Annotated in this window: 15 protein-coding genes and 2 pseudogenes; 10 read left to right on the plus strand and 7 right to left on the minus strand. The window is 43.5% G+C overall.

Going from position 1 to position 15,737, the window contains the following annotated elements:
- Nucleotides 1–32 precede the first annotated feature (32 nt).
- Nucleotides 33–251, plus strand: a complete 219-nt coding sequence (locus G7Y90_RS02775) for a hypothetical protein (RefSeq protein WP_250163331.1) — start codon at nt 33–35, stop codon at nt 249–251.
- An 89-nt stretch (nt 252–340) separates the two neighbouring features.
- On the opposite strand, the gene G7Y90_RS02780 is transcribed toward G7Y90_RS02775, so the two are convergent.
- Both G7Y90_RS02780 and G7Y90_RS02785 read right to left on the minus strand, forming a co-directional pair.
- Nucleotides 341–775, minus strand: a complete 435-nt coding sequence (locus G7Y90_RS02780) for an IS630 family transposase (protein ID WP_250163916.1) — start codon at nt 773–775, stop codon at nt 341–343.
- A complete protein-coding gene (locus tag G7Y90_RS02785) occupies nt 750–1,013 on the minus strand; it encodes an IS630 transposase-related protein (RefSeq protein ID WP_349773408.1) in 264 nt (87 codons plus the stop codon). Before G7Y90_RS02785 ends, G7Y90_RS02780 begins: the two co-directional genes overlap by 26 nt.
- Nucleotides 1,014–1,285: 272 nt before the next feature.
- Here G7Y90_RS02785 and G7Y90_RS02790 point away from each other — a divergent pair, with 272 nt between their 5' ends.
- Nucleotides 1,286–2,281 (plus strand): HEPN domain-containing protein, encoded by a 996-nt coding sequence (locus G7Y90_RS02790; RefSeq protein ID WP_250163332.1) that lies wholly within the window; start codon nt 1,286–1,288, stop codon nt 2,279–2,281.
- 63 nt (nt 2,282–2,344) lie between these two features.
- Here G7Y90_RS02790 and acnA read toward each other — a convergent pair whose 3' ends face one another.
- Nucleotides 2,345–5,143: an aconitate hydratase AcnA gene (gene acnA / locus G7Y90_RS02795; protein WP_250163333.1), complete on the minus strand. Its 2,799-nt coding sequence runs from the start codon at nt 5,141–5,143 to the stop codon at nt 2,345–2,347.
- Between the two features lie 459 nt (nt 5,144–5,602).
- On the opposite strand from acnA, the gene G7Y90_RS02800 reads away from it, so the two are divergent.
- Entirely contained in the window at nt 5,603–6,319 is a 717-nt protein-coding gene (locus G7Y90_RS02800; protein WP_193007540.1) for a metal-dependent hydrolase, read from the plus strand.
- A gap of 45 nt (nt 6,320–6,364) precedes the next feature.
- Nucleotides 6,365–6,952 (plus strand): YchJ family protein, encoded by a 588-nt coding sequence (locus G7Y90_RS02805; protein WP_201560600.1) that lies wholly within the window; start codon nt 6,365–6,367, stop codon nt 6,950–6,952.
- A 12-nt stretch (nt 6,953–6,964) separates the two neighbouring features.
- On the opposite strand, the gene G7Y90_RS02810 is transcribed toward G7Y90_RS02805, so the two are convergent.
- From G7Y90_RS02810 to G7Y90_RS02825, 4 genes are read right to left on the minus strand one after another with little or no spacing between them, the layout of a single operon-like run.
- Nucleotides 6,965–7,873 carry a class II glutamine amidotransferase gene (locus G7Y90_RS02810; protein ID WP_201560599.1) on the minus strand — a complete coding sequence of 303 codons (909 nt, stop codon included), beginning with the start codon at nt 7,871–7,873 and terminating at the stop codon, nt 6,965–6,967.
- Complete coding sequence (locus G7Y90_RS02815) at nt 7,874–8,185, minus strand: putative signal transducing protein (protein WP_227676017.1); 312 nt, start codon at nt 8,183–8,185, stop codon at nt 7,874–7,876.
- A gap of 48 nt (nt 8,186–8,233) precedes the next feature.
- Entirely contained in the window at nt 8,234–8,374 is a 141-nt protein-coding gene (locus tag G7Y90_RS02820; RefSeq protein WP_250163334.1) for a hypothetical protein, read from the minus strand.
- A 39-nt stretch (nt 8,375–8,413) separates the two neighbouring features.
- Nucleotides 8,414–9,478: a homoserine kinase gene (locus G7Y90_RS02825; RefSeq protein ID WP_250163335.1), complete on the minus strand. Its 1,065-nt coding sequence runs from the start codon at nt 9,476–9,478 to the stop codon at nt 8,414–8,416.
- A gap of 188 nt (nt 9,479–9,666) precedes the next feature.
- Here G7Y90_RS02825 and hisF point away from each other — a divergent pair.
- The 6 genes and pseudogenes from hisF to glmU all read left to right on the plus strand — a co-directional run bounded on the left by hisF (nt 9,667) and on the right by glmU (nt 15,490).
- Nucleotides 9,667–10,450 (plus strand): annotated as a pseudogene (gene hisF, locus G7Y90_RS02830) (imidazole glycerol phosphate synthase subunit HisF).
- A 175-nt stretch (nt 10,451–10,625) separates the two neighbouring features.
- Nucleotides 10,626–11,147, plus strand: a complete 522-nt coding sequence (ribH, locus tag G7Y90_RS02835) for a 6,7-dimethyl-8-ribityllumazine synthase (protein ID WP_045445783.1) — start codon at nt 10,626–10,628, stop codon at nt 11,145–11,147.
- A gap of 331 nt (nt 11,148–11,478) precedes the next feature.
- Nucleotides 11,479–12,234, plus strand: a complete 756-nt coding sequence (gene nusB / locus G7Y90_RS02840; protein WP_250163336.1) for a transcription antitermination factor NusB — start codon at nt 11,479–11,481, stop codon at nt 12,232–12,234.
- A 2-nt stretch (nt 12,235–12,236) separates the two neighbouring features.
- Entirely contained in the window at nt 12,237–13,085 is an 849-nt protein-coding gene (thiL, locus tag G7Y90_RS02845) for a thiamine-phosphate kinase (RefSeq protein WP_250163337.1), read from the plus strand.
- A gap of 190 nt (nt 13,086–13,275) precedes the next feature.
- Nucleotides 13,276–13,853: pseudogene (locus G7Y90_RS02850) on the plus strand (phosphatidylglycerophosphatase A family protein).
- A gap of 254 nt (nt 13,854–14,107) precedes the next feature.
- Nucleotides 14,108–15,490 carry a bifunctional UDP-N-acetylglucosamine diphosphorylase/glucosamine-1-phosphate N-acetyltransferase GlmU gene (glmU, locus tag G7Y90_RS02855; protein WP_250163338.1) on the plus strand — a complete coding sequence of 461 codons (1,383 nt, stop codon included), beginning with the start codon at nt 14,108–14,110 and terminating at the stop codon, nt 15,488–15,490.
- The last annotated feature ends 247 nt before the right edge of the window (nt 15,491–15,737 follow it).

Genomic DNA, 15,737 nt, shown 5'->3' on the forward strand with positions numbered 1-15,737 from the left:
CTAGTCATCCATATTAGCTAAGGTATAAATCTATGAGCGCTGCTAATCAAGATATTGAAGACTTGAACTTCATTATAACTGAAGCAATAAGACTTAATAAATTATCTAGACTAGATCCTGAGTTATATAAAAGTGATTTTTACAATGATATTGATTGTATAGTTTCTTCTTTAAAACCACCCCAAGACATAGGTGAAATTGATCACACGTTAATCCAATTCAATTTTTCATCAGCTGCTCAGAAAGTATAGTCAGTTCAAAACAAAAGTGTTATGTCTAGGACAAACATCATAAAATAATTTGGATAAGTCATTTTCCATCCACCCTTGGCGTAGAAACTTCACTTGAGCCCATTTTTTTCAATAGGGTTCAAGTCTGGGCTGTACGGCGGCAGCCATAGGATACGATGACCATGCCTGTTCAGTAATTTTTGGATACGTCTACTTTTATGAAACCGAGCGTTATCCATGACAATCACGCATTTGGTTTTAAGGCTTGGGATTAGGGTGTGTTTGCACCAATCGTAGAATATGCCGCTGTTAATGTTGTGTTCAAAGTAATCCAGTGCAAATAGCATCTTTTCATATAGAGCCCCAATGACGTTGGTTCGCTTTTTACCTTGCCAGTTGTAGCTGTCGATACAGGGTTTGCCTATCGGTGCATAACCATGAGGACGAATGGTCTGGCTTTCAAAACCGCTTTCGTCCATATACACAATGGGATAACCTTGCTGTTTAAAGTTATCAAGCTTACTCTGATACGCCGCTCTTTTTATTGGACATGCTTTTGGATGCTCTAAGGTCTTTTTTTTGACTGATGCCTAGGCGTTTTAAAGCCTCACAAATGGCTGGGGCAGTACAGTTGAACCGTCTTGCTCTCTCATAGTGATAGTCATCAGGGTAACGCTCAACGTCTTTGCGTAGTGCATCATCCGGTATTTTTGATGGCGTAACATTGCGAGTGCTCTTACTATGCAGCCGTTTCTTCCACTTTTGAATAGTGGTTGGACTAATGTCATAAAAAAGGCTGCCTCGGCAAAGGTCATGCCATCTGCTAAGCTTTTAAGAACTTGTTTGCGATAATCTAGTGAGTAAGTCATGATAATTGAGTATATCTGTTGAGATGTTTTATCTTATAACATTTTTATACTTAATGCACTATATTAGAAAATAGCCAAAAGGCAATATAGACTTACTGAAGGTGTAACAGTACTTGATTTAGAAACTGAGATTAGAAACTCCAATATATACATTAAGAATAATGGTAGTTTTGATCACCCGGCTGTATGAAATTACGCGCAAGGGCACAGAAAAGAGCGAAGAGAAGTAGGAAGCAGATTACTTACTTCTTTCCGTTTAATGCAGTTGGTTTGAGCCCTGAAAAAGAAATAAATATTGGGAATTTAAAAATAATTCATAAAGATAGCATTTACGCTAAAGTCAAAGAGGATGACCATTATCGTTTCTTTATAAAGAGTAATGAAGATATCTTCAATTGTCTATTACATATACCTATACCAGAGAGCTCTAGTAATCTTAGTAAGCACAGAGCAGAGAATGTCGCAAATTTCATATATGGTGTTATTAGAGTTTTCACCACATCCTATCACTATAAAGCCGATCAAATAATATTGTTGAATCATCCTTTTCATAAAGATACTACTCATTATATAGCTAGTAGCAATGATGATTACTGGATTGAAGGCTCCTATTTGTTCAATGAGGATTTAAAGGAATTTTGGGATTTATTCGAAGAAGACTTAAAGTCTGATATAGGAACTGTTATAAGCAAGCTTGCTAATCATGCAAGCTCTATCAATAGCAAAGAGTGCTTAGCAGACCGCTTAATTGACGCATTCTACTGGTTTGGAGAGGCAGCAAAAGATAATAATGAAAACTCTCAAATTATTAAACTTGTCACTGCGATGGAAAGATTAGTCACTTTATCTGATAAAGATATAACAAATAATTTCTGTAATCGTATAGCTTGTACCATTGCTGTTTATCATGGTGATCTAGATAGATGGAAGAGTGATTTGAGCAAAATATATGACCTCAGATCAAACTTGGTCCACGGTTCTCGAAGTCTATATAAATCATATAGCTTACCACTAGATTTTAATCCGTTTCAATTAGCTTACCGCACTATACTTTCTACTTGTATATTGTTTGATAAAGCAGGTTTAGAGCTTTCAGTTAACGAGAGTAAATTAAGATATATATATGCTGAACTAATTGAGATTGGTAAAGACGATAAATATAAGCAGAAGAAAAGTCCATAAAAAAGCCCAATCCCCTACTTTGACTGGGGTTGGGCTTTTTGTCATACTAAGCTCAATTGACTATTACGCTGCGTTTTTGCTCTCAGCAGCTAACTGACGTAGCACATAGTGCAATACACCACCATGACGCACGTACTCGCGCTCTTTTGGCGTCTGTAGCATGACATTGACATCAAAGCTCTCAGACGAACCATCGGCACGTGTAGCCGTAACTTTGGCGGTCTTGCTCTCGCCATTATCTAGACCTGTAATGCTAAGCACTTCAGAGCCGTCTAGATTATAAGTTTCTGCATTTTCACCGTCTTTAAAGGTTAATGGTAGTACACCCATACCGACGAGGTTTGAGCGGTGAATACGCTCAAACGAGCTGGTCAATACTGCTTTTACGCCAAGCAAAATCGTACCCTTCGCTGCCCAGTCACGGCTAGAACCAGAACCATATTCTGCACCGCCAAGGACTACAAGCGGACGCTTATCTTCTTTATACTTCATTGCCGCATCATAGATGGCCATTTCTTTGCCGTCTTGTAGAGTGGCGCTATCGCCGTTGAAGTAATAAGTATAGCCGCCCTCTTTGCCAGCCATCATGGTATTTTTGATACGGATATTGGCAAAGGTACCGCGCGTCATTACCGCGTCATTACCACGGCGTGAGCCATAGCTATTGAAGTCGGCTTGCATCACACCGCGCTCTTGCAAGTACTTACCTGCTGGCGAATCTGGATCGATATTACCCGCTGGCGAGATATGGTCAGTGGTGATTGAGTCACCGAACAACCCTAAGATGCGTGCGCCTTCGATATCAGGAATACCTTCTGGCTCCATGGTCATACCATCAAAGAACGGCGGGTTTTTAATATAAGTAGACGCTTCGCTCCACGGATATAACTGACTATCGGCTGAACTAATAGCGTTCCATGCGGCACTACCGTCAAACACTTCACCGTAGTTTTTGCGGAACATATCCGCATCGATATTATTGGCAATCAGCTCATTGATCTCATCTGACGTTGGCCAAATATCTTTTAAGAAGACATCTTTGCCATCTTGATCTTGTCCTAACGGCTGCGTCGTTAAGTCAATATCAACCGTACCTGCCAGCGCATAAGCAACTACGAGTGGTGGTGACGCTAAGTAGCTCGCTTTTACATGTGAGTGAATACGACCTTCAAAATTACGGTTACCTGATAACACGGCAGCAGCGACTAAGTCTTTTTCTTCGATACCTTTTTCAATCGACTCTAAGAGTGGTCCTGAGTTACCGATACAAGTGGTACAACCATAACCCACTAAATAGAAGCCTGTTTTTTCGAGCTCGTCCATTAACTTAGATTTTTCAAGATAATCGGTGACGACTTTCGAACCGGGAGCCAATGAAGTTTTGACCCAAGGCTTGGCTTTTAGACCTTTTGCAGCGGCTTTTTTCGCCACCAAACCTGCACCAATCATCACCGCAGGGTTTGAGGTATTGGTACATGAGGTAATCGCTGCGATAACAACAGAACCATCACGCAATTTATGGCTCTTATCATCGATATTGACGTCAGAGAAAACATTAGGCTTAGCATAGAGTCTATCCGCTTGCTCTTGCTCGCCGCCTTCTTCATCAAAGCGTACCTTGCCTTCGACTTCTGACTTGCGGTCTTTGGTCATTTTTTCTAAAGTTTCGCCAAATTTTTCGTGCATATCAGATAGATTGATACGCTGCTGTGGCAAGTTCGGACCGGCAAGTGCAGGCTGTACCGATGATAAATCGAGCTCTAATTTACTTGAATACGTTGCCGCTGGCGTATCGGCATCGTGCCATAAGCCTTGCGCCTTGGCATACTTTTCGACCAACTCAATCTGGCTTTCTTCACGACCTGATAGACGCAAATAATCAATCGCCATTTGGTCAATCGGGAAAATACCACAGGTTGCCCCATATTCTGGTGACATATTGGCAATCGTCGCACGATCCGCCAGTGGCATACTGTGTAAGCCTTCGCCATAAAACTCAACGAATTTACCAACCACACCATGCGCACGTAGCATTTCAACCACACGCAATACCAAATCCGTCGCAGTAACGCCTTCAGTGAGTTTACCTTTTAGCTCAAAGCCGACCACTTGTGGAATCAGCATTGATGACGGTTGACCAAGCATTGCCGCTTCCGCTTCAATACCGCCGACACCCCAACCAAGCACGCCAATACCATTAATCATCGTCGTGTGGCTGTCAGTACCAAATACCGTATCAGGATAAGCCGTCAACTCGCTTTTACCATCAACATTGACATCAGCAGCCATTACAACACGAGCTAAGTATTCAAGGTTAACTTGATGCACAATACCCGTCGCTGGTGGTACGACCACAAAGTTTTTAAACGCATTACGACCCCAATGCAGGAATTCATAACGTTCATTGTTACGTTTAAATTCAATTTTTTCGTTCAAGTCTAGTGCATCTTCTCGGCCATAAGCATCGACTTGTACAGAGTGATCGACAACCAATTCACTCGGGATAAATGGGTTAATTTGCTCAGCACGACCGCCAAGCTCTACTACGGCATCACGCATCGCTGCCAAATCGACAACTGACGGTACACCCGTAAAATCTTGTAAGACCACACGGGCTGGCATAAAGGCGATCTCTTTTGACGCTTCTGCGCCTGCATCCCAGTTAGCAACCGCTTCGATATGGTTTTTGCCGACAGATTGACCATCATCTTCATTACGTAATAGGTTTTCTAAGACGATTTTCATGCAAAATGGCAATTTGCTGATGTGCTCGAAAGTTTCGGTCAGCTTTGGCAAACTGTAATAGGCATGTTCCTTGCCATCGACCGTAATGGTGTCTTTTACATTAAAAATATCACTCATGGTAGCTTCCTTATCGTTGTTATAGATCCTAAGCCTAAACGGTTATAGGTTTATGCTGAGGATTGGTGGCTAGATAGAGATTGTACGAGTTGCATTCAAAATCGTTATTATTTGACACAATACAATATAAAGTTGAGTTAACAAAATAGCTAAGCGACTCTTTAGGACTTAACAATAACGCTCTTTTACCATAACAAAACGGCGGCGCTTTGTTAACGTCTAGACGTTGTCAAATCGTGGCATAATCGTAAACGTAACAAGGGTTTAACGCTCTATTATTAAGTATCAATATATTTTCCAAAGAAATATTAGAATCAAAGGTAGTGGGTAAACCGGTCGCGGCATACGAGCCTTATCTATTAGACGTTTGGCTGCGCTATGCTATTATGGTGCGCTTTTTTACCGCTAGGCAAACGCCTCGAAACAATCGTTTCGCGCGCTATTTATTGATGAGTTTTTATGGCAAATTTTAACACCCACCTGAATGTTGCATTCATGGTCAGTGGTACGCTCAGTTTGACGGTTTATAAAGCGGGATTGATTGATGATTCGGGGTTTTTAGTTTGCGTGGCGCTCGGCACTATCGGTGGGCTGCTGCCTGATTTGGATTCTGATAATTCGACACCGATTAAACTTGGCTTTAATATCACCTCATTTATTTTTGCCTTTGGTTTGGTCATGCATTGGCGCAGTGAACTGAGTTTGCTCGCCCTGATTGCATTATGGCTAGCAGGCTACGGCTTTATGCGTTATGTGGTTTTCTCTATTTTTACCAACATGACCGTGCATCGCGGTGTGATTCACTCCGTGCCTTATATGGCAATTTTGGGTTTGGGGCTGACTTATTTAAGCTACTACGTCTTGCACCTTCCACTGACGGCAAGCTGGTTTTACGGTTTATTTTTATTCGGTGGCGCGCTAGTGCATTTAACATTGGACGAGCTATATAGTGTTAACTTATCGAATATGAAAATGAAGCGCTCATCAGGTACAGCGATGAAGTTTTATCAGCCTAAAGATAAGTGGTGGTATTTATTACTATATACACTGCTCGCCATGTTGGTCTATTTTGCCCCGCCGTTTGATGCGTTTTGGCAGCAGCTGCGCGACCCAGCACCATGGGCACAGCTAAAAGTCGGCATATTGCCAGAACTGATAAAAAGCATGCTGCGATAAAGATACGGTAAAGCAGTAAAACCCAAGCGAAAATGAGAATAAAACATGCAACCTAATCTACACGTTTGCCCTTGCCAAATTCATCCATCATCAAGCGCTATCAGCTCACCCCTACTGTATAAAGATTGCTGTCAGCCTTATCATGAGGCTGTTTATAATGATGCTCTTTATAATGGTGAAGTTGGCAAAGCAGAGGGTATAAAAGCGGAGACAGCCGAACGTCTCATGCGCACGCGCTATAGTGCCTTTGTTTTGATTAAGCCAGACTATATCATCAAGACCACCCTGCCAGCACAGCAAAACTTATTGGATATCAAGGCGATTGAATCGTGGGCAAAAGAGACAAATTGGGCAGGACTAGCAATCGTAGCGCACACGCCAAAGCTAGGCAAACGCCATGCGCAAGTTGAGTTTAAGGCTTATTTCAAGCCAACTAATAATGCAAGTACTTTAGAAGAGAAAGTGCAGGCGCATCATGAATTGTCTGCCTTTGTGAAGGTGACAGACAAAATCAATAATGATGCACGCTGGTATTTCTTAGATCCAACTGTTTCAATGTCTGTCAGCCAAAAGCAACCGTGTGTTTGCGGGTCGGGTGAGAAATTTAAGCGGTGTTGTGGGATATATATTTAACCTATGTTAACTCTAAACGCTCGCCCCAACTGACCGTGCCACCGCAATCCCCTCCTCAATCGTCAAAAACTTACGCTGACTTGGGCTGTCTTTATAAATAACATCACCATCTTGGAATATTAAGCACTCATTGACAGCCAACTGCTGCCATTTCTCATTTTCAGTGAGCGGAACAGTGACTAAGATAGTAACTTTATCCGTATCTGTCGTCACATCGCCAAAGTTAATGGCTAAATCATCATCTGCCAACTTCGCCTCGCCAAACGGCGCTTGACGCGTGAGATAAAACAATAAACTCCCCGCATAAGCCAATTGCCAGCTACCATTCGATATCAAGCAATTAAACAAGCCATTGGCAGATAAATAACGACATTGGGTGGTCAAAAAATTAAACAGCGTTTGGTCATCAGGACGCGATTTAAAGCTACTTTTTAAACGATTAACAAGGTAGCAAAACGCCATCTCAGAATCGGTTGAACCGACTGGCTGGCAATGTGAGGCATTGCCGTTGTCTTGCAAGCGCTGACAGCGTTTGATAAATTCGCTATTCATTTGCCCATTGTGCGCAAATACCCACTGCTCACCCCAGACTTCGCGGACAAAAGGATGGGTGTTTGCCAAACAATTCTGCCCTTGGGTCGCTTTACGAATATGAGCGATGACATTCATGGCTTTGATTGGATAGTTATTAACCAAATCAGCCACGGGCGATAAATGGCTTGGGCGATTGTCATGGAATAAGCGTAGACCAGTTGAAGCATTCTCTGGTTTATCACTATTAGTGCATTCGCTACGCTCAAAAAATGCAATACCAAAGCCATCTTCATGACTATCAGTCATGCCACCGCGACGACGAAACCCTGCAAAGCTAAAACCAATATCCGTTGGGGTATTACAGTTCATTCCTAAGAGTTGACACATTTATACTTCACCGCCGTTATTGTCGTCTTGTGCAGAATTTAAAGTAGGGTTAATTTTGGCGGCTGACGTTTCATCAAACACCTCATAAGGCGTTGCCCCATCGGTGTCAATATTTGCCAAAATGCGCTGTGCATGCGCCAAATCAGTATCCTGTACCCACAGCACAATCCCAGAGTTCATACCGGGCATCGCACTCAGCGGTTGCAGAGACACCGTAATACCATTGTTACGAAGCAGATTGGCATGCAGTTCACCTTGCATATTGGTGTCGTAGCGTGCCAGCTTGTGCCAGTTATCAACTTGATCGGTCATGATAAATTCCTTTTAAATATTTAAATATAACTCGTTGCTATCATTCTATTAGCAACCGAAACCTTGTGACCAATGAATTTGATTTAACGGATAAGCATCAATATGAAAACCGTTTGGATACTCTTTAAAGCCAGATTGTGATTTTAATTGCTCAATAGCAGCTTGTGCTTGTTGCTCAGTCGCAAACACACCGATTATCTTAAAATCTTCGACATCGTTTTTTTATCATCATTTATAACGCGCATGTTCTAGTACAAACACTGTACTTTGCGCTTTTTCAACATGTGACCAATGATAAGCGGCAAGGCGTTTCATCAGGTCAGGATTTTTGACCATGATATTATCGCCCGTACGACCTTCGGTACGGTTGTAGTGAATAACGTTGAGACGTAATAGCCAAAAAATCACCGCCGCTTTGGCGAGCATCACTGGTAACGCGCGTTTTTCATCTTCACCGAGCATGCGTTTCGACTCATAGCCTTGCAAGAAAGCCGCCATTTTGCTGCGGTCAAAATTCACCGACTCACCCTGCTCAGCATCGCCCCACGTGGTACAAAAATCATTAATGGTAATGGCAATATCCATCACATAATGCTCGACGCTAACTTCGGTAAAGTCTAACAACCCTGTCAGACGTTCTTCACCTTTTTGGCTATTATTTAACGATAAGTTCCATAGCGTGTTATCGGCAAACATGTCTAAATGACACAAGCCTTTTGGTAATGTCGCAAGCGGCAAATCCGTATAAGACTGCCAAATATCACTCATCAATTTGGCTTCGTCAGCTGGCATAAACTGCCTTTCACGATCGCGCACATCCGCCCATGGATATAAAGGTACGCCATATTCTTCCGCAGGTTGTAGTGCTTGCAATGTCTCATGCAGCATCGCTAAAGCGGCGCCAATTTCATGACACATCGCTTGTGTGGTTTGCTGTGGATGCGAGCCTGCTAGGCATGGCACTAAGGTAATCGCTTTATTGTCATAGCGTATGACATAGCATTTTTCTGCGCTATCAGCGCCTAAATCAAGCAATGATAACGGCGCGGCGACCGGTAATTTACCGTCCAGTTGATTTAAGATAATCGCCATTTTTTCGATATCTTCTGGTGGACGCTCTTCAAACAAGGTAAACACATAAGAGTGTGCGCCATCTACATCGTCAGTCGTCTGAATAAACCAGTTAGAGTTTTTGATACCTTGGGTGATCGGAATGGCACGCGCGAATGACACGCCAAAACGCTGGCAAAAAGCGGCAAACTGGTCATCGGTTAACTGGGTATAGACGGACATGACATCTCACTTATGGCAATTAAAAGAAGGTAAATAGGATAAATATTGACGGTAATCACAGTGATTGTACCGTGCATGAGCAAACTTTGGCTAAAAGCATAATAATCTTGCGAAAACCTGCCTGAGATGGCGGTGATTTTGCTAGACTAGCGCTTATAGAATGAATTGATTATAAGGCGAAAGTCCCTATGTTAGCAAAGCGTATCATTCCTTGTTTGGACGTTGATAATGGCCGTGTGGTCAAAGGTGTACAGTTTGTCGATATCAAAGACGCAGGAGACCCTGTTGAAGTCGCAAAGCGCTACAACGAACAAGGCGCTGATGAGATTACTTTTTTGGACATTACTGCGACCAATGATGAGCGCGATACCACCTATCATACCGTTGAGCGTATGGCGGAGACGGTATTTGTTCCGCTGACAGTTGGTGGTGGCGTGCGTAAGATTGCGGATATCCGCAACTTACTCAATGCAGGTGCGGATAAAGTAGCGATTAATTCAGCAGCGGTATTTACCCCTGAGTTCGTCGGTGAAGCGGCGCGCAGAAATTTGGTAACCAATGTATCGTCGTGGCTATCGATGCCAAACGCGTTGCAGACATTAATGTTGATGGCATTATCATGCCGCGTTGGGAGATCTTTACCCACGGTGGTCGCAAACCAACGGGTATCGATGCCGTTGCTTGGGCGAGCAAAATGGCTGAGCTTGGCGCTGGTGAATTACTGGTCACCTCGATGGATGGCGATGGCACCAAAAAGGCTATGATTTGGCATTGATGAAGCAAATCACTAACCGCGTCAATGTGCCTGTTATTGCTTCAGGCGGCGTCGGCAATTTGCAACATTTAGCCGAAGGGGTGTTGGAAGGCGGCGTCGATGCCGTACTTGCTGCCAGCATCTTCCATTTTGGTGAGTATACGGTTCAAGAAGCCAAAGCGTATATGGCAGCGCAAGGCATACAAATGCGTCTATAGTACGCTCGTAAAGTACAAATAAAACAGAAAAAAATGTTATCATAGCGCTAACCACTTATTTTCGTTCATTTAACTGATTATCTAACGGATAATAAGCCATTTGAACCTAGCGATATTTTAGCGCATTATTTATTCCTACATTTTAATTAAAAGCCCATTCGGCAAAGGATTTTTTATGTCAAATCTACAACAGCAGCGCAATGACGTGACTCACATCGATGGTAATTTACATCAAAACAAAGATGTTCGTATTGGTATCGTCGTCGGTCGTTTTAATGGTTTTGTGGTTGAATCATTGGTAGATGGTGCAATTGATGCGCTACTACGTCATGGTGTATTGGGTAGCAACATTACCGTTATCCGCGTGCCTGGTGCTTTTGAATTGCCATTGGTTGCACAGCGCGCCGCTGAGTCTGATCGCTTTGATGCCATCGTTGCTTTAGGTGCGATTATCCGTGGTAGCACACCGCATTTTGATTTCGTTGCAAGCGAATCTGCAAAAGGCTTAAGCGCGGTAGCTATGGATTATAATATCCCAGTTGCCAATGGCGTCTTGACCACTGACAGCATTGAGCAAGCGATTGAGCGTGCTGGCACAAAAGCGGGTAACAAAGGCTCAGAAGCGGCAATGGTTGTACTGGAAATGCTTGCTGTACTATCACAGTTAGATATTGAAGATGACAGTGAAGACGCTTAATCAAGCCATCATTTGATAGGCTGTTTGTTATTTAATGAGCGCTGTGGTTCTTATGAGCTTTCGTTTTTATCGAGAGCCACAGCGTCAGTGTTACAAAGACTGTTACCAAGTACGCTACAAAACTCGACTGGCAAAGCCTGCCAGCTAACTATTTAACATTTTATTTAAAACTTTTTATCTTAAAAACTTTTTATCTTAGCAACTAGGTATAGACCCCCTATGACTGACCAATCAAGCGCGCTATCAGCGCTGCGAAAACCGCCCAAACCAATGAAAACAAGCTGAAGCCACGCGCATCGCGAGCAGCAGTGCGGGTGATCAAATCTTCGATATGAGTGAGTCTTCTTACAAGACCAGTCACACCGCTATTCGTAAAGCGCGACGCTTTGCGATGCAAGGTCTATACGAATGGCTCGTCACTGACCGCCGCTTCGATATCGATGGTAAGCTTGGCTGGAAAGACAATGCCCCACACGATATCGCCGCTCGTACACGCGCGACCAATGCCATGCATACCGTACATATTGGCTATTATCATGAAATGATGCGTGATATTCCAGAGCAAATCGAGGCGCTAGATGTCCTTATCTCTCAGCATCTTGACCGTGAAATCGATAAATTGGACACCGTTGAGCACGCTATTCTTTTGATTGGTGCTTACGAGCTACAAAACCGCTTAGAGATTCCGTATAAAGTGGTACTTGATGAAGCGATGAAGCTGAATAATCATTTTGGCGCTACTGACGCGCATAAATTGATTAATGCCGTCCTTGATAAAATGGCGGTAGAGCTGCGTGCTATTGAAGTAGAAGCTGATAGCAAAGCCAATTTACGCACCTCACAAAAAGCGGCTGCTAAACCTGTAATAAAAGCTGCTACCAATGCTGACGATAACGCTGATATAGAAGGTAGTGCTGATACAGCTGCCATTGAAGGAAAATCAACTGCTTCAAACAAGCCTCGTATTAGCGCCAATAATGCTACTGTCAAACGCAATAGTGCTAGTAAAGCTACTGCCAATAGTGACTTTAAAGCGAGTAAAAAAGCGATTGAAACAGACCGCACTGATGCAGACAGCAAAGACTAATCATGAATGAGTTTGAGCTGATTGAGCGTATATTCTCCCAAATGCAAGCTGCGCAGTCATTGTCTAGCATTGTCGACAAAGGCATTGTCGAAAAAGGCATTGGTGATGATGCGGCGGTGATGAGCTTGCCTGCAGGCGCGCGCTTGGTAAGCTGTATTGATACACTGGTTCAAGGTCGACACTTCAGCGCCGATTGGCAACAAGTGAATAAGCTGGCATTTACCATCGGTTATAAAGCCGTGGCAGTGAACGTCTCAGATATTGCTGCTATGGGTGCAACTCCGCATAGTATTCTACTGGCGTTAGCCTTACCTCAGCGCTTGGCAAATGAGCACTGGTTAAGTGAATTTGCTAAAGGCTTATTTCATGCTTGCCAGCTATTTGGGGTGACGCTGATTGGGGGTGATACCACGCGCAGCGACAATTTAGTGCTTAGTATCAGCGCGCAAGGGTTACTCACCAAAGAGACGCCAGCCGTCTACCGTTCAGGCGCGCAAGTTGGCGACAAACTCTATGTCTCAGGCACGCTTGGCGATGCCGCTTATGCGCTACAGCATCCTGATACTGCTATCGGTATTGAGCTTGCGCATCGTCTACATATGCCAACGCCACGTATTGCACTGGGTGCAGCATTGGCAAAAATTGGTGCGACGGCAATGATAGATATCTCTGATGGTCTGTATCAAGATATTGGACATATCTGCCAACAAAGCAGCGTTAGTATGCGCATTCATCTCGATCAGCTACCTACTAGCAAAGCATTGACAAACGCTGAGTTAACTGAGCGCTTGTTGTGTCAGCTGGCTGGCGGTGATGATTATGAATTGGCTTTCACTTTGCCTGCATATTGAACCACCTGTCAATGACAGTAGCAACACGCCTGTTACCTATATCGGCGAAGTCATAGCCGTAAATGAGCCAGATGCTATCAAAAATTTACGACCAGAGCTTTTTTCAAGGACAGCCAATCACACCTGCCCATCCCGCCCCTTTATTACTTGGCCCAATCTGACGGGTTACCAACATTTTGCAGGTTAACCCATGATTGATCACAACCTATCTAAGCCTGATATCCGCAAAGCCAATGATTGCCCGCCGCTACCCGCCAATGCCAATATGCTTGACCGCGTAGTTTATTGGCTTGGGTTGGGTTTAGGTAGTGGTCTGCCTCGCCGTGCACCCGGTACTTGGGGCACGGTTGGTGGCTTAATCGTCGCGATACCATTGCTAAGCTTAGGATTTGTGCCATTTTTGATTATTACCATTCTCTCTTGTGTGATTGGTAGTTGGATATGCGGTCGTACCTCAGAGCTAATGGGTGGTCATGATAACCCGCATATCGTCTGGGATGAATGGGCAGGCATGTGGCTTACCCTACTGCCGCTATCTTATATGGGTATCGCTGACGGCAATTTTGGCAAAATATCGCCCAAATCTCTTCTATTGTTGCCATTATTATCGCCTTTATATTGTTCCGCTTTTTTGACATTATTAAGCCACCACCGATTGGCTGGGCAGATAAAAAAGTCGCAGGTGGCCTAGGTATCATGCTTGATGACATCATCGCAGGTATCATGGCAGCAGCCGTTTGGATCATTATTTATACCACCATCCTTTAACTGTTAAATGAGCCACGCTTTTATATAAGCGACGGTCTTTGATAACCGATTGTCGTTTATAGTCCACCATTTTTTTGACTCTCCCACTTTTTTAATGCGTTTGTGACGATAGCCAATTTATCAGCAAGCTACCAGTAAATGGTAAGCCCATGACAAGCAACGTAAGTTACAAAGATGTCACGACATAGCGTTTTAGTTAAATGACGGTTTGCGTTATAATTTGAAATTATATTTTGTTACATTTGTAGGCTATTATGACAACTCCCCTCTCGGTAATCATCCTCGCTGCCGGCAAAGGCACGCGTATGCAGTCGGCTAAGCCAAAAGTGCTACAGACATTGGCTGGTAAGTCGTTATTGGGTCATGTCCTTGATACGTGTCATCAATTAACGGTTGACGCCACTATTATTGTTCATGGTTTTGGTGGCGAGCAAGTCCAAGCAGATATCAATGCTCAATATGCGCATCTGCCTATTACTTGGGTTGCTCAGACTGAGCAATTAGGTACTGGACATGCGGTGAAAGTAACCCTGTCGGAATTACCCAAAGAAGGGCAAAGCCTGATTCTCTATGGTGATGTGCCATTAGTCAGCTGCCAGACATTAGCAACGCTACAAGCGGCTAATACTGACGGCATGTCGATGTTGACATTGACCGTAGACAATCCTTTTGGTCTCGGTCGTATCAAACGTGACAAAGACGGCAATATCGAAGCTATCGTCGAGCAAAAAGATGCCAGCGCCGATGAGCAGAAAATCCAAGAGATTAATAGCGGTATTTACTGCGTCGATAATGCGTTATTGCATAAATACCTGCCAAAACTGTCTAATGACAATGCGCAGCAAGAATACTATCTGACGGATATCGTCAAAATGGCGGTCGCTGAAGGCATTAATATTGTCGCGATTGAGCCTGAGCATACCTTTGAGATTGAAGGCGTCAATAACCGCCAACAGCTCGCTAGCTTAGAGCGCACTTGGCAAGGCAAACTGGTTGCCGATTTGCAAGAAGCGGGCGTGCAGTTTGCTGATCCAAGTCGCGTTGATATTCGCGGTACCTTGACTGCGGGTCAAGATGTGTTTGTCGATGTGGGTGTGGTATTCGAGGGTGATTGTGTCTTAGGTGACAATGTTTATATCGAAGCGGGCTGTGTCATCAAAAACGCACACATTGGTAATGCCTGCCACATAAAACCTTATTGCGTGATTGATCGCGCTGAGATTGGGGCAGGTGTTGATGTCGGTCCTTTCGCCCATTTGCGTCCTGAAACCGTACTGTCTGATAACAGTAAAGTTGGTAATTTCGTCGAGATTAAAAAATCAACGGTCGGTCATGGCAGCAAGGTTAATCACTTGAGTTATATCGGTGATGCGACCATTGGTACAGATGTCAATGTCGGTGCAGGCGTCATTACTTGTAATTATGATGGTGTCAATAAATCACAAACTATCATTGAAGACAATGCCTTCATTGGCTCGAACTCAAGTTTAGTGGCACCTGTGACTATTGGTGATAGCGCTACGGTTGCCGCAGGTTCAGTGATTACTAAAGACGTCGACAGTAAAGCATTAGCCTTTGGACGGGCACGACAAACTCAGAAAAACGACTTTCAGCGTCCGACCAAAAAGTCAAAATAGCAATGGTCAATCACAAGCATTCTGAACAGTATCTATTGAAGTAATACTAAGCAGCATGACAATTTTTGTGATGCTGCTTCCTTATATTTATAACGTCAAAATTGTTAGTATAAAAGCTCTGCCAGTATGGACTTCTATTATTTATTGACTGAACATTATCGCCTCTCAAAGTATTTGAGCGGTTAAGCATTGAAATATTGAAGCCTTTAAAAATCAAAACATGAAACATCGAATTTAAGGAATAGTT

It is taken from the genome of Psychrobacter sp. WY6, from assembly GCF_018448495.1.
Classification (GTDB): domain Bacteria; phylum Pseudomonadota; class Gammaproteobacteria; order Pseudomonadales; family Moraxellaceae; genus Psychrobacter.

Coding starts and splice junctions, on each gene's coding strand:
- G7Y90_RS02775 (WP_250163331.1), top strand. CDS start 33: ATGAGCGCTGCTAATCAAGATATTGAAGACTTGAACTTCATTATAACT.
- G7Y90_RS02790 (WP_250163332.1), top strand. CDS start 1,286: ATGAAATTACGCGCAAGGGCACAGAAAAGAGCGAAGAGAAGTAGGAAG.
- acnA (WP_250163333.1), bottom strand. CDS start 5,143: ATGAGTGATATTTTTAATGTAAAAGACACCATTACGGTCGATGGCAAG.
- G7Y90_RS02800 (WP_193007540.1), top strand. CDS start 5,603: ATGGCAAATTTTAACACCCACCTGAATGTTGCATTCATGGTCAGTGGT.
- G7Y90_RS02805 (WP_201560600.1), top strand. CDS start 6,365: ATGCAACCTAATCTACACGTTTGCCCTTGCCAAATTCATCCATCATCA.
- G7Y90_RS02810 (WP_201560599.1), bottom strand. CDS start 7,873: ATGTGTCAACTCTTAGGAATGAACTGTAATACCCCAACGGATATTGGT.
- G7Y90_RS02815 (WP_227676017.1), bottom strand. CDS start 8,185: ATGACCGATCAAGTTGATAACTGGCACAAGCTGGCACGCTACGACACC.
- G7Y90_RS02825 (WP_250163335.1), bottom strand. CDS start 9,478: ATGTCCGTCTATACCCAGTTAACCGATGACCAGTTTGCCGCTTTTTGC.
- ribH (WP_045445783.1), top strand. CDS start 10,626: ATGTCAAATCTACAACAGCAGCGCAATGACGTGACTCACATCGATGGT.
- nusB (WP_250163336.1), top strand. CDS start 11,479: ATGAGTGAGTCTTCTTACAAGACCAGTCACACCGCTATTCGTAAAGCG.
- thiL (WP_250163337.1), top strand. CDS start 12,237: ATGAATGAGTTTGAGCTGATTGAGCGTATATTCTCCCAAATGCAAGCT.
- glmU (WP_250163338.1), top strand. CDS start 14,108: ATGACAACTCCCCTCTCGGTAATCATCCTCGCTGCCGGCAAAGGCACG.